This is a genomic window from Shewanella sp. S1-49-MNA-CIBAN-0167, from assembly GCF_040310145.1.
Classification (GTDB): Bacteria; Pseudomonadota; Gammaproteobacteria; order Enterobacterales; family Shewanellaceae; genus Shewanella; species Shewanella psychromarinicola.
In genome coordinates this window covers 24,373-41,936 of record NZ_JBEOPO010000016.1, presented here as the reverse complement: position 1 = coordinate 41,936, position 17,564 = coordinate 24,373, and the positions used below count along the sequence as shown (strand labels likewise).

The following is a 17,564-nucleotide window of genomic DNA, read 5'->3' as shown; positions in this document are numbered from 1 at the left end:
ATTAGTATAACCAGACTCGTATCATTGACAGGAGCTTTTCGCTATCGATGGGTTTGGTAAGATAATCACTAGCCCCGGCTTCAATACATTTACTTCTGTCACCTTTCATCGCTTTTGCAGTGAGTGCAATAATGGGTAGGTTGTTATGCTTTCTCTGCATGCGGATCTGTTGCATCGCTTCATAACCATCCATTTTAGGCATCATTATATCCATGAGTACGATATCGACATCTGGATTTTCTGTTAATTTAACAAGACATTCCATACCGTCTCGTGCGATGGTGATATCCATGCCTTTATCTTCTAGAATGCTGGAAAGAGCAAAAACATTTCTCATATCATCATCAACCAATAGCACTTTTTTACCACTTAGCACTGACTCTTTATTGTGCACGGCTTTTAAAATACGCCGCTGTTCAGCCGGCAAATTAGCCTCAATCCGATGTAGAAACAGGGCTGACTCATCTAATAACCGCTCTGGAGATTTAACACCTTTAATGATAATGCTTTCGGCATAACGATTAAGCTCTTTTTCTTCGGCTGCAGTCAGATCTCTACCGGTGTAGACGATAATGGGGACTCGCGCAGCCGTTTCGCTGCGTCTTATCGCTTCGAGTAACTCAAAGCCGCTAATATCTTCTAACCCAAGATCTAGGATCATACAGTCGTAACGATTTCTTTCGAGTTCATCTAACGCCTGCTTCCCTGTTGAAACAGCAACAATATCTAGATCGTCTTCACCAATCAGCTGCTTAATGCTTGCTCGCTGAATGTCATCGTCTTCAACAATAAGTAGTCGTTTGACTGATTTAGAGATAATACCTTCAATGTTAGCGAAGGCTTTATCTAATTTTTTGATATCGACTGGCTTGGTTAAATAGCCAATCGCGCCCATCCGCATCGCCTCAAGATTGTTATCACTGGCTGACATAAAATGCACCGGAATGTGGCGTAAACTTGGATTTTCTTTAAGGCGTTCCATCACTGTCCACCCGTCGATACCCGGCAGACCAATATCCAAAATAATGGCACTCGGTTTATAATAATCGGCAAAGTGCAGGCCGGTTTCACCGGTTTCCGCGACGATGCATTTAAAGCCTCTTTCACGGCCAAAGTCGCGCATAACGCCGGCAAAAGCTCGGTCATCTTCGATAATCAGCAGCGTTCTATCTTCAGGAGCAGGATCAGAAATGATAGATTGTCTGTCATCCTCCACATAGCTTGCAATTTTGGGTATATCTGCGGCAACAGAAATAACTGCGGCCTCTGAATTAGAGGTTCGAGATTCATGAATCTTGGGTGCTAGAAGTTTAGGCACATTTTCTGCAGAAGCGCCTTTCGCTTGGTACTCAAGGGGTAAAAACACGGTAAAAGTACAACCTTTACCTTCTTCACTTTGCAGCTCAATTGAACCACCGAGTAAATGGGTAAGCTCTTTAGAGATAGACAAGCCAAGTCCGGTCCCACCATAATTGCGGCTAGTACTTCCATCGGCCTGCTGAAAGGCCTGAAAGATAGCAAGATGCTGCTCTTTTTTTATGCCAATACCGTCATCTTTTACTGAGAAAGCCACTAAATTATGCAAAGGCATGTGCAACTTTTTAGCGATTTCTGCTGAAGGCCGAGCTATATCAAGCGTTACAGCACCTTCATGGGTAAACTTAAATGCATTGGTCAATAGATTACGTAAAACTTGTTGCAGGCGCTGAGAATCAGTCCGTATAGTATCAGGAAGGTTGTCGGCTAAATTTATCTGAAAGTCTACGCCCTTATCTGCCGCCATATCCTGATATAAACGGCTAATATCAGATTCAATAGCAGTAAAACTGACATCTTCAATATGCAGATCAACTTTGCCAGCTTCTACTTTAGAAAGATCTAAAATCTCATTGATTAATGAAAGCAAATCTGCACCAGATGAGTTGATTGCATTGGCAGATTCAATTTGCTTATTAGTCAGATTATTATCTTTGTTATTGGCAAATAACTGCGAGAGTATCAGAATACTATTCAATGGTGTTCTTAACTCATGGGACATGTTCGCTAAAAATTCGGATTTATATTTACTTGAAATTTCGAGCTCTTTTGCTTTTTCTTCAACTATTTGTTGCGCGGAATAAAGCTGATCATTTTTCCCCTGCATCTCAATTTGTTGGCTTTCAAGTGCTTTGGTGCGTTCCTCCAATTCTTCATTGGTGACGCGCAGTTCTTCTTGCTGCGCTTGCAGCTCAGTTTCAGATTCTTTGAGTACTTTGGTTTGCTCTTCGAGCTCTTCGTTAGTAACGCGCAACTCTTCCTGTTGGGTCTGCAGAGCTTGCTCAGAAAGTATTAACGCTTCTGTTTGTTGTTTCAGTTTATGGTTAGATTTACTTAAACTTTCCTGATGATGTTGCGCCTGCTCAAGCAGTGAGCTGATCTCAAGACGGGCATTGGCAGCATTAAACAAAATGGCAGCACTGCCAATCACTTCTCTGACGAATGTCTTCTGCAGTGCGCTAAAGGGTGTAATAGAGCCAAGTAATACAACACCCAGTAAATGTTCATCTACCGCCAGAGGTATTGCCATAAAATGACTGGGCGTCACCTCACCCACCCCATAATTTAATACTGGCGCATTTTGAACTACACCGGAAAATATAAGGATCTCTTTCTCAAGTGCAGCTTGCCCTACCATGCCCTCACCCAGCCGGATCTGGTTAAAATTACCTTGCCTGTCCGTAAACGAATAACTGGTTTTAAGTACTAAAATATCTTGGTCTAACAGATATAAAGCGCCAAGTTGCGCGTTCATATGTTTGCTGAAAAAAGAGATAAACAAATTTGAAAGATCGCTGAGTTGCAGATCACCGCGCAGTTGATTATCGAGGCTCTCTTTACCTGAATTAATCCAATCCAGCTCACGCAGCTTTTCGGCCATATTATTGAGTGCCAAGCCTAAATCACCGATCTCATCCCCCCGGTCTAACACTAAAGATGTGTTCAATGTTCCTTTTGCAATATCCTGCGCAAATTTCATGCTGTGGATAAGCGGATCAGTGACAGAACGGGAAAAATTAACAGCGATAAAGCTGATAATAAAAAAGACAATCGCTGCTGCAGCGAATATTGCCTGATAAAGAAAAAAGATCGGCTCGGTGACTTCATCTTCATTGATTTTAGAGATCAGATGCCAATTGTATCCGGGGACGTTGAGCTGGGTATAAATCACAAGCACCGAGCGACCAGCACTGTCTATATAGGTATTTTGCCCGCCTATTTCTCTGGCGTTTTTTGCATCCGTCCAGTAGCCTAAATCTTTGTCGAAACTAAAGCCTACGACATACCTGCCATTCCCCATAGTGGCAAGATCACTGCGGAACTCAATTTTAGTAGAGTGCGGATTCTCGCCAATAAGATACGATTCGCCAGTTTTCCCCAGACCGACACGTGAATCAACAATATTAGAAATCAGACTGGGTAATATTTTTACCGCGACAACGGCAATGATATTGCCCCGGCTATCGCGTACAGGACTAGAAAAATAGGCCGTTTTTTGTTGGCCAAGCGTATTACTTGAATCGAAATCAGAAAATGCAGTTTCACCGCTAGTAATCGCCTTGTTCCAAGCTTGCGTTAGCGCAGGGTCATTGCCCTTATTAGTGGCAAGTAATGAACCTAATCGCGGTTTCTCTTTTATAGAGAATAGAATGGTTGCCTCTTTAGGATCTAAAATTAAAAAGTCATCATAATCATAATTGCTGATAAAAGTTTCAAAAAAAGAGCTGTCATCATCTTTAGTGGTTACTTGACGTTCATCCATGTTCTGAATGAACTCTTTCAGCCTTATTGTCCTGGCAAGCGTATCTAAACTAATTAAACGCTCTTTAAAGAAGGTGTCGATAGAGGTGGAACGCAGCGATTGTATTGCATTTAATTCTTGAAAAGATTTTTCAATTAAGGCGTCTGACGCTAACCGCGCACTGAAAATGGCTGTGGCAATCATTGGGACCACAGCAAAGATCACCAGCATGCTCATTATCTTAGGGCGAATGCGAATATCTACTAAGCGAATCATTAACTTTCCAAAATATAATCGTATTTCTTAATATGGCGACATATTCAATCATTTTGCCTTTTGAATCAAAAAACAAATTATACAGTGTGACCTTGATTATAAAATTCGATATTCAAACCATTTAATCGGAATTAGATGTTATTGGAGTCCAAAAAACTATCGCAATTAATTGGAAATCAGCACTGTTGCGGCGACTCATCCTGTTATCGCTACTTTACAAGCTCGATCTGGCCAAGGGTATTTAACACGACGCGGTGAGCCGCAAGATAGCAGATTAACTACGTCCTTAAATACTGGCGTGATCTCAGGTTTTAGGGGTGACTTCTATTTTGGCACTAATAGGCCTATTTATTTACCAGTTTGCGTTTAGGGATTATGTCTTATTATGATCCAGTCTTATCGTTTCAAATCAATTAATGATCCACCCTTATGGTTTCGGGTTTTATCATTCGGTTTTACAACTTTTTCCTAATTTGTTGATTTCTGACACTGGCGGAACCAGCGTTAATGTTGCAATAACAGGTGAATGATATGCCATTTAGGCCGTTTGGATGTTAAGCACGCACAATATTTTTATTTATTAAATTCTCTTAAAATCAACTCCCCTTCTGCGGCCTGAAAAATTGATACCTAGTATCAATTTTTTGTTTTCACTGTATGGCTAGGTTTGAGGGCGCGTGTGGTCTCATATCTATCATTACTGTGAAGTCAGCGTATGTATTTTCATTCATGAGCATTTGTCGAATTGGCCTAGCCCAAAAAGCCAAAACAGTGTCAATTGCGCTATCAATTTAATTGATACATTACCTAAAAAAGTCTCAATATTTGTTTGCATTTTATTCTGTATTCTGAACTGGCACTAACAACTCAACAAACACATTCAAGGAGTTATCAATGTATATAGCATATGTGAACCCCCCTCCCTTTGGCGTCAGTAATACGTTGTGGAAGGCGTTATGAGAGGGGCTGACGCCCAAGGGGCGAACCCACAACTATTAACTGCAAGGCAGATAAGTCATCTCGCCGTGGTTGATAAATCAGCTGTTATGAGTCCTTTTGAAAAAGCGGCTGAATATGGACAAGCTAAAGTCACTAAGCACTTTGGACAGTCATTTGCTCTCTCTGTATTTGCAGGTGCATTCATTGCGCTGGCATTTGTCTTTTATCTTACGGTTACGACGGGTTCAGCACAGAGCTCTTGGGGCTTAGTCAGATTTAGTGGTGGTATCGCTTTTAGCCTAGGACTCATTTTCGTTGTTGTCCTTGGTGGCGAACTATTTACCAGTACCGTATTAAGCGCCATTGCCTGGGCACAAAAACGGGTTACGACCAAGCAGTTGCTTGGTTGCTGGATGCGCGTGTATTTTGGCAATCTCTGTGGCGCAATGCTGATACTGGGATTGGTAATGATGTCGAAAATGTATGCCATGGATGGTAATGAATGGGGGCTCAATGCACTACATGTTGCACAACACAAGATCCACCATGATTGGAGTCAGGCTTTTGCCCTTGGAACCTTATGTAACTTGCTCGTGTGCCTAGGTGTCTGGATGACCTTTAGTTGCAAAGACGCTTTAGCTAAATCGTTACTGCTTATATTGCCGGTGGCGATGTTCGTGTCCAGCGGCTTTGAGCATAGTATTGCCAACTTATTTATGGTGCCGCTCGGAATTGCCATTCAAAACTTTGCGGGGAATGAATACTTCATTGCTTTGGGAGTCATGCCACAAGTTTTTGCGGACCTTACTATTAGTAATTTTGTACTTCATAACCTTATTCCGGTGACGCTGGGCAACATTCTAGGGGGCGCGGTATTTGTAGGCCTAGGTTATTTTTGGATAGATAACACCAATGCAAAAGTAACTGACGAGGTGCCATCGCTACACATTAATCCTATTACACAAGGTCACGCACAAAACGAGTCAATATCAGAACAGTTTCAACACTCAAGTAATGCTTCACAAACTCAATATCAACCAAGTCAAGAGGACTTAGCCATGAAAAATAAAATCCAAAAACTTATCGTTAGTGAATTAATGGACAACTCACCGACCACCCTTTCAGTTGATACTACTATTTATCAGGCGCTTACGCTGTTAGCGAAAGACAACCTTCGCAGTGCGCCAGTGGTCGACAATGATAATCTGCTATTAGGATTTGTGTCGGAACAAGATCTAATTCGCTCACTTTGGTCTGAGGAGTTTGCTTCCGATTTGCCGATTTCAGTGAAAGATATCATGCAAACCAAGATGCTCACCGTGGCACCTACAGATAAAATTGCTCAACTGCTTGAGTTTATGGTGGTTGATAAGAAAAAACTATTTCCTGTGACGGATTCGGGCATGTATATCAGCGGTGGCTACCAGAGCTATGAAGAGCGCTTGCGTGATGCATCTGCGACGGTACCAAGTAATTACCCAGTGGTTGAGCATGGTCGTTTATGTGGGGTTATCCGTCGCGAAGCGCTGATGCAGATGTTCTCGAAGCTTTATAGCCCAAAGCACGATGGTATTTCACATCCTGTTGAGCAACAATCAGTAGCATAGTATGGTAACAAGATCGAGCTAACACTTTGCCTAGGCAGCTTTAGTTTTGGATAATAAAGGCTTCTAAAACAGTTATTTACTTATCTTGCCCCGAGTTGAGGTTAGGTATACCAATAAAAGGCTAGCGTTATCGCTAGCCTTTTTATATGCAAAATAGATTAGCGGGTCTTGATGTCAACGAGCAGTAAAGTCTGAGACTGGATTGGCAACGTTGGTGATGCATTTAGTGTAATATTCTACATCGCGGTATATAACTGGAATTGAATTGAATGTTCACCTTCAATGATTTGCCGGGTACTCAATACGACACAGTATTTAGGCTGATCGAAAAGTCACTCAACGGCCTTCTTTTAACAACTTCACATTCCTCAAACCAATTTTGGAAACTAACCTTGTTTATAGTGGCTGCACTAAGGCCATCAACAATCCATTCTCAGTCCATAGTGTTACGTGAAAACCTTTAACGTTATATGTTGTTGGTTTTTCGCCACTTTCTTTAGCCGGAATATCACCAAATTTTTCGGCGTCAAAGCCGACTTGGTAGAGTGTTAACATGTTACCTTGTTTATCTTGATAGCGAAGTTGCGCTGCAATCTCGCTTTTTATAGAGCAATATCGTCCTCCCAACATTGTCATGCCGCTCAGCTCGGTCGCTGCTGATTGAACCGGATTAAAGTCGAGTTCAGTAAAATAAGAACTCACTATTGCAAAACTATCGCTTTTTACTTCTAGCGGTCGTAAACGAACATGATTTGCCACAACTTCTTGCGCTAATTGCACACCATAAGTCGAATTTTCAATCTGCATATAAAAAGTGACCGCTATTCCCAATAAAAACGTCGCGGCTATTGCTAGCCAACGGCTCTGCTTCTTACTATGTTTAATCGTAAATAATTGACTATCTATATTTCTCTCACTGTTATTTTCTGATGTGGATAATATCGCGTTCAATGAGCCAAGCTGCGCCGCACTTAAATTTTGCTGGTTGTAGTGATCTTTTGTTGCTTGCTTCAAGGATTTTTTCATTTGCTTTCTCCTTGTTGTGGGGGCAGGCTTTTATCTGCAATGACGACCGCTTTTTTCTTTATTCTGTGTAACCTAGAAAGTATCGTACTTCGTGGCTCATTTGTTTGTTCAGCTATTTCAGTGGCGGTATATCCCATTACCGCCGAAAGGAAAAGTGTTTCACGCTCAGCCACATTAAAACTCTTAAGTAAATGCTCTATATCGTCACTATCTATCAGGATTTGCTCGAACGAAGTCGTAGATTCTAAGGTGGTGATATTTTCATTGAACTCAGCAAAAACGATCTTATTCTTACGACGGCAATCATCAATAAATTGGTTACGAATAATGCGCCTCAAGTAACCCATTCCTAAAGTTTGCTCACTGGTTTTTTTTACCCATTTTTCTAATGCACTTTGCAACAGATCATGAGCATCTGCATTGTGATTTGTTAGGGCCAAACAATAGCGGTAAAGCAGTTGTAATTCATCATGACTCAGTTGCATCGTCATAGGTAAAATCCACCAATCCAGCCTTGCTCAATATAACGCGGCAAGGCAGTTTCATCACGCTGTGAAATATCATCTAGAGCAATACCTTGGGCGATATCTTTAAGTAATAAAAAATCATCTTTGGTAATAGCGGAAACCATGGGCTTGTATTGTGGCCGTTGCACAACGAGAGGATCGCCTCGTCCCTTAGAAATAGAAGCCAGTGGCAAGTCTTGGTCATAAAATCGCCACAAATCAACTAGTGGCCACACGGAGATAAGTGGGTTGATGTCATCAACCAAGTTAAATTTACACAATAATTGTTGTTGTTGCGATAGTTGTCCAAAGGCATCAAACTGAAAAATCTCTCGCGGCTTTGCATAGTAGCTCTGGATGCATATCCAATCTAATCGTGCGACATCGGCAAGATACGGCACTGAAGCTAGTGTTTTATGATGAGTAAGGCAATATTCTATAAAATCAGGGAAGGTATTCCCATATTGGTCAATGTTATCTTGCGTAAAAGATGTTTGTTTAACAAAATCGGTCGCCAATTGGGTAAAACAACTATTTCCGACTAGCTTAGCAACCTGAGGGTAGCTAATAAACAACATATTCACGAGTCCCGAGGTGTAATTACCACGATAGGTTTCCATGCGTTTTTGAGCATAAGTCGATGTCAATATTTGAGGCGAAGCTTGCAGGGCATTGTCCGTTTTCGGTTGCACATACCTAGTTAGCTGCTCTTGCCATACTTGTAATGTCATGCATGCACCTTTGGGGTTGTTTCGAGCAATAACTGAGCTTTGTTTCTTTCGGACATAAGTACCGACCAAACCGGGATATTGTTATCCCACTCAATGAGTGTTGGTGTCGGGCCCGTTAATGCCAGAGCTTTCTTGTATAATGCCCATACTTCGTTGGATACTGGGCTACTGTGCCCATCGAGTAAAAATCCGTCTTTACGTTCAAAACCGGCTAAATGTATTTCCTTTATTCGGTTTATAGGTAATTGTTGTAAGTAACTGATCGGATCAAATTGATGATTAACACTGTTTACGTATAGATTGTTTACATCAAGTAATAAGTCACAATTAGCTTGCTGAACAACCTGGCAAATAAACTCGCCTTCAGTCATGATGCTCTGTTGACATTCGATATACCCAGATACATTTTCAAGTAGGATGGTTTGTTCTAAAAAATCCTCAACGACTTGAATACGGTTACACAAATGCTCGCAAGCTTCTTGGGTATAAGGCATTGGTAATAAATCCGGAGTGCGTAATGTGGCAACACCGGAAAAGCTGCAATGTTCAGAATAGTGGCACGCACCGGTTTTTGATATGAGTGCTTTAATTTTACCAAGATAGTCAAAATCCAAGGGGTCGAGACTACCAAGCGATAAATTCACGCCATGTAATGCAATTGGATATCGCTCTGAGATTTGCGCCAAAACGTAACTATCTAAACCACCACTAGCTAGCCAATTGTCAGCCAATAATTCGAACCAAGGCATAACTGGACGCTCACTTATTACAACATCTAAATGAGGTGTTCTTAGTCCAACGCCAGCAGCCTTTGGTAATTGCATCATGTTATGATTTTTCTGTTTTAGCCGGTTTTATTTTAGCCACTATTCCGCCAGTGATCTTTTCACACGTTCCTTCGGGTACATAAACCCATTCCTGAACCGAATTAGTAACCGTTGATTGGCCTGAACAACCATGTTTGCCGTCTAATGAACCGCAGTCATTTTTACCTTCTTTTGCAATACCTGCGCATTTTTCCCATTGTTTAGGTTGATCCGGAACGGCATTCGCCGTCACTGACATGCCTAAAGCTAAGATACCTGCTATTGAGCTCGCTACTCTTGCTTGTTTATTCATTTGAGTTTTCCCTTTCACGGTGAGCAATACAAAAATATATTGCTTTCAATTAGTCAGACGTTTGATAACCGTTTTTGATTGCATTTGTGAATTTTTAATTTACAACGAGTTATCGCTACTCTTTATAAATAGCTTCCTATGCGTATCTTGTAAACTAAGGAAATTATCCTAGCACTATCGCCTGTTCTGGATTAAACAGCCGTGCCATGACCAATATATTTGATTTTTAGTGCGACTCAATAACAGCCTAGTACCAACCATTAATTAATGGACTTAATTGTGCGAGCTCGCTGACTTTTTTGCGAATTTTGGCCTAACAACGCGGCTAAAAAATTAATAATAATGGTAAAAGTGGCAACTAATTTGGCTAGCGTATTTCCGCTACCAGTCCTTAAGAACATATAGGTCAATAACATTAAAACATATAACCAATCCTTCCATAATTCAGCATAGTTATATTAATTTAGTCTAACCCACTCCGGTTGGTGATTTTTCAACCTGCTATCTTTAATCGACAGGATACGTTTCAAAAGTTGTAATCTGCTGCGTATTGATACTCGCTTTGCTGTTATTAACTTCTTAAGGAACCAACAAATGAATATACAGAAAAGATGGTTTCCATCTCTATTCATCGCCCTCATCGTAGGGGTCATGCTGCTGCCTCCTTTGGCGTGGGCCAAAGAAAGCTTGTCAGATTCTTGGATAATGACGCCCAAAGACGGAAAGTCTATGGAATTTGAACAGGCCTTCAAAAAACATGTGGCACGTCGAGCTGAACTCAATGATCCTCGCAGCTGGCGCGTTTATGTGCCTGTGTTAGGAGATGAGTTAGACCGTTACGTTATTCGTTCTTGCTGCTTTGGCTGGCAAGGTTTTGACGAATATCGCCAGTGGAGTGAAGATAAAGATCCCATGACCGATTGGCAAAAAAATGTCGATAAATTAGTCGATAAATATGAACACTATTTTTCGATGATGGACATGGACAATAGTAAATGGGCAGATGAGTTAACCTATAAATATGTGGGGGTAACGCACTATACGGTGAAGCAAGGTCACTGGCGCGCAATGGAAGAAGACAAAAAAATATTGAGTGAGGCGGCAAAAGTGCAAAAATGGCCTTATTCATGGTCGTGGGAGTCTAGTGTTGGTGGCGCCAGCGTGCTTATGTTAGCCGTGCCTTATAAAAGTTATGCCGAGATGGAGCCCCCTGAGACTGGTTTTGCCAAAATGTTGGCAATGCATTTGGGTAGCGAAGATAAAGCCAAACAAACTTTAGAACGTTGGGCATCCCATTTTGAGTCGACTCACTACGCCTTGTACGAATGGCGTGAAGATCTTTCCATGTAGGAGAATCGCAGACCCCACTCAGGTAGGGTCTTCAACAATGAAATATGCGTTATACCCTTCATCATTATACTGCCTGTTGTATACAGATTGAGTTGATCGCATCAGTTCATTATTCTAATCCAAAAGTCTTGACTTCAAACACTTGCCATCCTTCATCACCGTTTTAGCTGACATCCAATTTAATGCCAAGTTTGAAGATATGAAATGGTTAATCGGGCTAAAGGCAAATGTTAATTCATTATCTTGCAAAATCCGTTTACTTTGCAATTCAAAATAGATTAGGCAATATCAAAGACATTGATAACGAGTCTGTAACAATAGAGCCCTGATTTATTGATTAAATGACCAAGCCAACGCTACAGACTGTCTCCAAAAACAACGTCTTCTTTTGAGTCTAACCACATTGGATATTGCGCCATCACCTTGCTGAACATTCGACTCTGTAAATAGTGATTAAGCCACTGGCGCAATTTTGGATAGGGAGATTGTAAATACCATTGCCGCTCTACTCGGGCAAACTGACGAATAAAAGGCATTAATGCCAAATCAGTTAAACTGGGGGTGTCAGACATTAAATATGAGTGCAGGCAAAGGCGTGACTCTAGATCAGCAAGGTATCGTTCACACTGCTGCCTATCTTTAATGAGTGACGGCTCATGGTAACGTTTAGCGCAGCGATACTGTTCTAAATGTCCCTTAAACTCATTATCAAATCGCGCAATAACAGCCAACATATCAGTAATAGCGTTCGGCGCTGCTTTATTAAGATAATCATCAGGGTCTGTTTGCGAAAATGCCCACTGCATGATAGATAGACTTTCATCAATGACGAGGTTATCTGCGGTGACTAAAACAGGGACTGTACCTTTAGGCGAAAGGTTAAGCATCTCAGTCGGTTTATTACTTAACACTAAGTCGCGCAGCTGAACTTGTTGGCCAGATGCATAAATGGCCAATCTAGCCCGCATCGCGTAGGGGCAATTTCTTAAAGAATAGAGTACAGGTAATGCCATTATTTCGTTCATCGTCGCTCAATTCGCCGATAGGAATTATTTACTTTAACGATATTCATTAGCAAAATATACGCATAATAGCCTCTCCCCCTATTAAATTTCTAACGTCACGATATAACCCTGGAACTAAATATTTACTGATCAGCACTCGACTGATCAGCAGAGCAATATCATTTCATATTAATGATGTTGGTTCGTCTGCTGAGCTTATAAAATTGACTAGACATCATTGTTCAATAAAATATGTTTTATCGTCACGAGCCCCTATCAATCTATCCAACCTTACCTCTTTTGTTTTCGTACATTGCTGCATCCGCATCTTGGATCATCTCTTCTATTGACTTATCCGTATCATGTTCAAAATGCATTGCACCTGCACTGTACTCAATTTGGTATGGCTTATTTAAGGTTTCATTTACCCTTTTCACCGCGGCAGAAAATCGCGCTAACGCTAAATCAGCCTTTACCCCGTCAGAGTCACTGAGCATCGCAACAAACTCGTCTCCACCCAGCCTACCGATCACGTCACATTCACGGAATGAATCAAGCATTATGTTTGCAAACGTGGTTAAGACAAAATCGCCTTCATGGTGGCCATACTCATCATTAATTGCCTTAAATTTGTTTAGGTCAAATAATATAAATGACATTGGCACTTTATTACGTCGACACATTTTTAAACTATGATTAACCAGAGTCAAAAAACCGCGCCTATTAGAAATCAAGGTTAATTCATCCAACGTAGCAAGTTGAATAGATTCAATTTCTTGCTCAATCATAGTCCCTAAGTCTTTAAGCAACTGCTGGTCTTCTTCATTAAGGATTTTAGGTTTAGAATCAATAAGACATAAAGTACCTATATTTATTCCTTGCCTAAGATTTAAAGGATAACCGGCATAGAATCGAATGTTTGGAGCATCTGTAACAAGAGGATTGTCAAAAAAACGTTCATCTTTTGAAGCGTCTGGTATGATAAATAATCCATCTTGATTAATGGCATGTCCACAAAAGGATATATCGCGAGGCGTTTCGGAAGCATCAATTCCCTGCTTGGATTTAAACCATTGGCGATCTTCGTCAACAAAGCTAACAAGTGAAATGGATACGTTAAACATACGTTTAGCCATACGAGTAACACGATCAAAACGCTCTTCGTGCGAAGAATCAAGAATTTTTAATGCTCTCAACGCATGTAATCGCTCTGCTTCATTCTTTGGAACTTCTGGTTTAATCATAGTGATCCGCTTAATTTTGTATACTCAATTTGAGTATATCAGTAAATTCGTACGCGAATAATTATCCCAACGCATTTACATTAGGTCACTATAAATCAATAGTAAAAATTGGAAGTCCTTTTCCATAAAGTATCATGCCTTAGCATAATATGAGTCATTGTGGTTTGCTTGGGAGCACCGACAAAGTAGCTCAAGATAATCCTTTATCTACATAATGAAATCTGTACCTTTACGACCAGTGCACGTGGGTAATTTTCCAACTACCATCAACTTGTTTGACTAATACCAGGGTTTCCATGGTTATTGAGTCAACACTTTTGCCTTTATATTCTCCTTGTGCGTGACTGATTGCAGTTGAAATAGCGATGTCACCCGTTATGGTAACTCGATGTTCTTTGAGCGTAATCGATAAACTTTTTAAGTAAGCCATATCGGCATGCATGTGATGACTGGCGTAATCAGCAAGTGATCGTTCTACTTTGCCGCCCTCAAAAATTTGGACGTTTTCAGCTAATGATTGCCTAATAAGGGTTTCATTCCCTGTTTGTAAGGCATTATGAAACTGTTTAACGACCTTACCCGCAGCTGAATCAACACCGACAAACTCACTTTTCTCAATGGCGTGAGTTTCATCACCATGGGCAAACGTTAAGTTGCTGTTCCCTGTCGATATAAGTAATATCAAGCCCGTTAATAATATTGTTACAGGTCTATTTTTCATTATTATCTCTCTGTTAATTTATAGCGATTATCCAAGGCTAATAGGACCTAGCACGCTCGAAAGTATTGCTGTTGTGGCTAATATAATCAGGGCAACTAATGCTTCTAATCCAATCGATTTTTGTAGCTTTCGTTTGGCGAGTGGTGCTGTAAAAATAGTTAAATTCGGCACTAAAATAAATTTATGCCAAGCCGCAATAAGCAAAATTATAGCGACTAAACTTAGCTTGATGGTGACCGCTATACCATAATCTGAACTGAGTAATTCAGTGGGACTATCAAACAACATCCACACCATTCCCATGCCTGAAAGCAACACTAGAATGACAATCCCTATGCCTATACGACCAAATGTATCCATGACATTTTGTATGACGATGTTGTCATCGATATTGCATAGTTTCCATAACGGATAAAAAGCCCCTATCCAACTTGCTACAACTAATACATGTATCAGTATCAACCCTTGGGCAATCAATCCCAGTTCTGCACTGTGTCCAATAAAAGTGAACGTGATAGCAATTAACAGGGTGCTGATGATAGATATTGCAACCGACAAATGTCTAATATTATTGTTTTTACTCAACATCCTGCAGCTTGCTAATAGCATTGAACCAAAACCAATTAAACGCCAAAAGACTGTGTCACCTACTTGAGTTGGCCATAGGAAAGCATGCATCTGCGCATCAAACATTCCCATCAATCCTGTTTCAGCAAAAGAACCGACTTGAGCAAAATAATTTATACCAACGGCCAACAATCCAAAAGCGGCACCTAAACCGATATATTTAGCAACGCTAATTCTGAGATTAGGTTGAGCCTTAATGAGATGTTGCATCAATGTGCCGCCAATAACGGCGGCAACACTAAGATATATAACCCATTTTGACATCAATACCGATATTTCAAATACGGTTAATATCATGATTTACGTATCCAATTATTGATGTTCAGTATGCTCTTTTGTGTCGTGATCCATCGACATAGGTGTTGCACTGTGAGTGTTCATGCCAGCATTGTGCAGCATAAAGCTCATGTTGCCTTTCATCTTATGGCCGTCGTCACCCATGATCATCCAGTTAACCGTATAATTAGCTGCGTTTAATGCTGGTAGGGAGAATGAAAACGCCTCTTGGCTGGTCGCGCTTGATGGTAATGTTAGCGGTATGCTTTGCTGCTTTTCATCTTGCATTGTTAATTTGACCAAACGCACGGGAGCAGTAAAGGTCAGTTGAAGTGTTGTTGGGGCCTGACTCACCATGGATCCGTTAGCGGGCATAGAATCGCTCAACCCGACATGAGCCAATGCTGATCCGCTCAAAAATAGACCGGTTGCAACTAATGCGCTGTTAAATAACTTCATAATATTTCCTTTTGTGTTTTAACTATCGAAAAAACGTACTTAAATAATGGCTTAAAACCAAACTTTAAACCCAATAACCAACTGTGTTTCTTGTGTATCTTCCCCTTCATTTCGAGCCTAATCGGCGCTAATACCGAGTTTCTGACGCCGAACAATACCGATATAAGGAGCAAACTCTCGTATCTCAGTCGTAATCCTGCGCTCACATCTGATACGCAAGAACCGATCCCAAGCTCTGCGTCATCATTACCAAATAAATTAATTTCTACCTCAGGTGTTAATATCAACTTTTGAGTAATTAACCGTTCAACGGCGTCGGCTATTGTTAGGTTCATTATCTATGGTTTGAATAATTGGCTTTATCATATATTTAGATTTCATTTTACAGACTCCTCAAGAGTATTCACTTGGGCGTAAACTTGGCTAATGCCATCAGTTTTCATCAGTAAAACGTGGTATGGCATAAATTTATCTTGGTACTCCATACCAGGACTGCCCACAGGCATAGCCGGCACGGTTAGGCCGATAGCATCTTTAGGTGGTGTTGCCAAAAAAACGACTAATAAATTTTGCCGGAATATGGCCTTCAAACACATAACCTTGAGATGACACTGCGGTATGACAAGATTGCATAGATGTAGGAATACCCTTTGATTGTTTAAACTCATAAAGGTTGTCAATATTGTGGGCGTTAACACTAAATCCGCGCTCACTAATATGAGTCAGCCATTTCTCACAGCAGCCACAATTGGCATCTTTATAGACAGTGAGTAATGGGGCTGTGGTGTCGAGTTCCGCAGCCTGGACAGATAACGTTAATCCCATTATTTGCATCATAAGAATAGATCCAATAACACGATAAAACACGACTAAGTTGTGATATGTAGCAGACATAATATTGCCTCCAAATCAAATTTCGTAACATTAAACAACACGGTTCAATGTCAGTTTGTTAACCGATAATAGTTAAACAAATATAAAACACATGATTGGTTAGGACAGTTAGCAATAAAAAGATATAACTGTGCCTATGTTAGGCAAATATAGGAGGACGATATAAAGAAGATCGATACTGAGGCATAAGTTCTGAGGTAAACATAGCAGTAGAATTGAATAAGTTGACGTATGATTTAAGGGTTGGCATTGCCATCGTTAAACCAACAGATAAGCATGAACCGACAGTGCAATGACAAGCTTGGGCGCAGCAATCATCATCAGCATTATCACTTGTCATAGCCACTTGCATACTAACATCGTGGCATGGATTGCCATTATCTACAGGCATATTCGAAGAAGTCATTGAGCTCATTGGCATATTACCTGGCACAATCACAGACGCAAAAGTCTGACCGACAAACGTCAGTAAGACAAACATCATGATTAAGCGAGCTTTATGCAAAATAGATTCTCCAATTACTTTGTATTGATCATAGTGAAACGTGCTAGCTTAAGCAATGTAAACTTATTCAATATAATCATTAAAATCGTTACAAACACAATATGCCGACATTAGTTTAATATCAATTTAATCAATAATTTATATTACGATGAGTATAACAAAAAAATACCCTTGCTTATGGCTTAATTGATAACGACGCCATAAAAAAACACAACAGTAACAATTAATAGAGTCAGTATTATTGCACTGACCATTCAGCCCACCATTGGAGCGGCAATTCTACTCATCACCTAACAAGGACCGGCATCGTGAGCTTGAATAACATTTTGCAAGGCTCAGATAAATAGTATGAAAGAGTGGCTGGATAGCCGATAGCCAAAGCTATATTGGCGTTAGGCCAGTCCTTATATGATCTGTTCAAGAGACCGACACTCATCTATTTCCCTTGCCCTTAATATTTTTATAGCCAAATAAACTCAACGTATTTTAAAATTCACTTGGG

General features: G+C 40.6%; 17 protein-coding genes. 2 read left to right on the top strand and 15 right to left on the bottom strand.

Features of this window, described 5'->3' with window-relative positions:
• Position 1 precedes the first annotated feature (1 nt).
• Complete coding sequence (locus tag AAEZ00_RS09325) at positions 2-4,054, bottom strand: response regulator (RefSeq protein WP_124013732.1); 4,053 nt, start codon at positions 4,052-4,054, stop codon at positions 2-4.
• Positions 4,055-5,010: 956 nt separating this feature from the next.
• Between AAEZ00_RS09325 and focA the strand changes: the two genes are divergently transcribed.
• Entirely contained in the window at positions 5,011-6,600 is a 1,590-nt protein-coding gene (gene focA, locus AAEZ00_RS09320) for a formate transporter FocA (protein WP_124013733.1), read from the top strand.
• A 396-nt stretch (positions 6,601-6,996) separates the two neighbouring features.
• On the opposite strand, the gene AAEZ00_RS09315 is transcribed toward focA, so the two are convergent.
• The 5 genes from AAEZ00_RS09315 to AAEZ00_RS09295 are packed head-to-tail and all read right to left on the bottom strand — an operon-like array spanning position 6,997 to position 9,982.
• Entirely contained in the window at positions 6,997-7,626 is a 630-nt protein-coding gene (locus AAEZ00_RS09315; protein ID WP_124013734.1) for a hypothetical protein, read from the bottom strand.
• The gene (locus AAEZ00_RS09310) at positions 7,623-8,117 is read right to left on the bottom strand and encodes an RNA polymerase sigma factor (RefSeq protein ID WP_233768519.1); all 495 of its coding nucleotides are present in this window, start codon (positions 8,115-8,117) and stop codon (positions 7,623-7,625) included. The genes AAEZ00_RS09315 and AAEZ00_RS09310 overlap by 4 nt, the downstream gene beginning before the upstream one ends.
• Complete coding sequence (locus AAEZ00_RS09305; RefSeq protein ID WP_351077736.1) at positions 8,114-8,863, bottom strand: HvfC/BufC family peptide modification chaperone; 750 nt, start codon at positions 8,861-8,863, stop codon at positions 8,114-8,116. Before AAEZ00_RS09305 ends, AAEZ00_RS09310 begins: the two co-directional genes overlap by 4 nt.
• A complete protein-coding gene (gene bufB / locus AAEZ00_RS09300; RefSeq protein WP_351077734.1) occupies positions 8,860-9,690 on the bottom strand; it encodes an MNIO family bufferin maturase in 831 nt (276 codons plus the stop codon). Before bufB ends, AAEZ00_RS09305 begins: the two co-directional genes overlap by 4 nt.
• A gap of 1 nt (position 9,691) precedes the next feature.
• Positions 9,692-9,982, bottom strand: coding sequence for a BufA1 family periplasmic bufferin-type metallophore (locus tag AAEZ00_RS09295; RefSeq protein WP_124013738.1), 291 nt, complete (start codon positions 9,980-9,982; stop codon positions 9,692-9,694).
• Between the two features lie 594 nt (positions 9,983-10,576).
• Between AAEZ00_RS09295 and AAEZ00_RS09290 the strand changes: the two genes are divergently transcribed.
• Entirely contained in the window at positions 10,577-11,332 is a 756-nt protein-coding gene (locus AAEZ00_RS09290; protein ID WP_124013739.1) for a hypothetical protein, read from the top strand.
• Positions 11,333-11,688: 356 nt separating this feature from the next.
• On the opposite strand, the gene AAEZ00_RS09285 is transcribed toward AAEZ00_RS09290, so the two are convergent.
• The 9 genes from AAEZ00_RS09285 to AAEZ00_RS09245 all read right to left on the bottom strand — a co-directional run bounded on the left by AAEZ00_RS09285 (position 11,689) and on the right by AAEZ00_RS09245 (position 17,062).
• Positions 11,689-12,357, bottom strand: coding sequence for a glutathione S-transferase (locus AAEZ00_RS09285; RefSeq protein WP_164839481.1), 669 nt, complete (start codon positions 12,355-12,357; stop codon positions 11,689-11,691).
• A gap of 260 nt (positions 12,358-12,617) precedes the next feature.
• The gene (locus AAEZ00_RS09280) at positions 12,618-13,580 is read right to left on the bottom strand and encodes a sensor domain-containing diguanylate cyclase (protein ID WP_124013740.1); all 963 of its coding nucleotides are present in this window, start codon (positions 13,578-13,580) and stop codon (positions 12,618-12,620) included.
• Between the two features lie 229 nt (positions 13,581-13,809).
• On the bottom strand, positions 13,810-14,253 hold the full coding sequence (locus tag AAEZ00_RS09275) for a YybH family protein (RefSeq protein ID WP_124013753.1): 444 nt from the start codon (positions 14,251-14,253) through the stop codon (positions 13,810-13,812).
• 75 nt (positions 14,254-14,328) lie between these two features.
• Positions 14,329-15,225, bottom strand: coding sequence for a CopD family protein (locus AAEZ00_RS09270; protein WP_351077728.1), 897 nt, complete (start codon positions 15,223-15,225; stop codon positions 14,329-14,331).
• Between the two features lie 15 nt (positions 15,226-15,240).
• On the bottom strand, positions 15,241-15,663 hold the full coding sequence (locus AAEZ00_RS09265) for a copper resistance CopC family protein (protein ID WP_351077725.1): 423 nt from the start codon (positions 15,661-15,663) through the stop codon (positions 15,241-15,243).
• Positions 15,660-15,998, bottom strand: coding sequence for a copper resistance protein B (locus AAEZ00_RS09260; protein WP_233768521.1), 339 nt, complete (start codon positions 15,996-15,998; stop codon positions 15,660-15,662). The genes AAEZ00_RS09265 and AAEZ00_RS09260 overlap by 4 nt, the downstream gene beginning before the upstream one ends.
• Before the next feature lie 42 nt (positions 15,999-16,040).
• Complete coding sequence (locus AAEZ00_RS09255; protein ID WP_351088591.1) at positions 16,041-16,214, bottom strand: DUF411 domain-containing protein; 174 nt, start codon at positions 16,212-16,214, stop codon at positions 16,041-16,043.
• Positions 16,198-16,557, bottom strand: a complete 360-nt coding sequence (locus AAEZ00_RS09250) for a DUF411 domain-containing protein (protein WP_233768523.1) — start codon at positions 16,555-16,557, stop codon at positions 16,198-16,200. The genes AAEZ00_RS09255 and AAEZ00_RS09250 overlap by 17 nt, the downstream gene beginning before the upstream one ends.
• Before the next feature lie 139 nt (positions 16,558-16,696).
• The gene (locus AAEZ00_RS09245) at positions 16,697-17,062 is read right to left on the bottom strand and encodes a hypothetical protein (protein ID WP_233768524.1); all 366 of its coding nucleotides are present in this window, start codon (positions 17,060-17,062) and stop codon (positions 16,697-16,699) included.
• Positions 17,063-17,564: the final 502 nt, after the last annotated feature.

Excerpts from the sequence above, each read along its gene's own strand:
- bufB (WP_351077734.1), bottom strand. The coding sequence starts at position 9,690 with ATGATGCAATTACCAAAGGCTGCTGGCGTTGGACTAAGAACACCTCAT.
- AAEZ00_RS09325 (WP_124013732.1), bottom strand. The coding sequence starts at position 4,054 with ATGATTCGCTTAGTAGATATTCGCATTCGCCCTAAGATAATGAGCATG.
- AAEZ00_RS09310 (WP_233768519.1), bottom strand. The coding sequence starts at position 8,117 with ATGACGATGCAACTGAGTCATGATGAATTACAACTGCTTTACCGCTAT.
- AAEZ00_RS09295 (WP_124013738.1), bottom strand. The coding sequence starts at position 9,982 with ATGAATAAACAAGCAAGAGTAGCGAGCTCAATAGCAGGTATCTTAGCT.
- AAEZ00_RS09290 (WP_124013739.1), top strand. The coding sequence starts at position 10,577 with ATGAATATACAGAAAAGATGGTTTCCATCTCTATTCATCGCCCTCATC.
- focA (WP_124013733.1), top strand. The coding sequence starts at position 5,011 with ATGAGAGGGGCTGACGCCCAAGGGGCGAACCCACAACTATTAACTGCA.
- AAEZ00_RS09270 (WP_351077728.1), bottom strand. The coding sequence starts at position 15,225 with ATGATATTAACCGTATTTGAAATATCGGTATTGATGTCAAAATGGGTT.
- AAEZ00_RS09285 (WP_164839481.1), bottom strand. The coding sequence starts at position 12,357 with ATGAACGAAATAATGGCATTACCTGTACTCTATTCTTTAAGAAATTGC.
- AAEZ00_RS09250 (WP_233768523.1), bottom strand. The coding sequence starts at position 16,557 with ATGTCTGCTACATATCACAACTTAGTCGTGTTTTATCGTGTTATTGGA.
- AAEZ00_RS09315 (WP_124013734.1), bottom strand. The coding sequence starts at position 7,626 with ATGAAAAAATCCTTGAAGCAAGCAACAAAAGATCACTACAACCAGCAA.
- AAEZ00_RS09305 (WP_351077736.1), bottom strand. The coding sequence starts at position 8,863 with ATGACATTACAAGTATGGCAAGAGCAGCTAACTAGGTATGTGCAACCG.
- AAEZ00_RS09280 (WP_124013740.1), bottom strand. The coding sequence starts at position 13,580 with ATGATTAAACCAGAAGTTCCAAAGAATGAAGCAGAGCGATTACATGCG.
- AAEZ00_RS09265 (WP_351077725.1), bottom strand. The coding sequence starts at position 15,663 with ATGAAGTTATTTAACAGCGCATTAGTTGCAACCGGTCTATTTTTGAGC.
- AAEZ00_RS09260 (WP_233768521.1), bottom strand. The coding sequence starts at position 15,998 with ATGAACCTAACAATAGCCGACGCCGTTGAACGGTTAATTACTCAAAAG.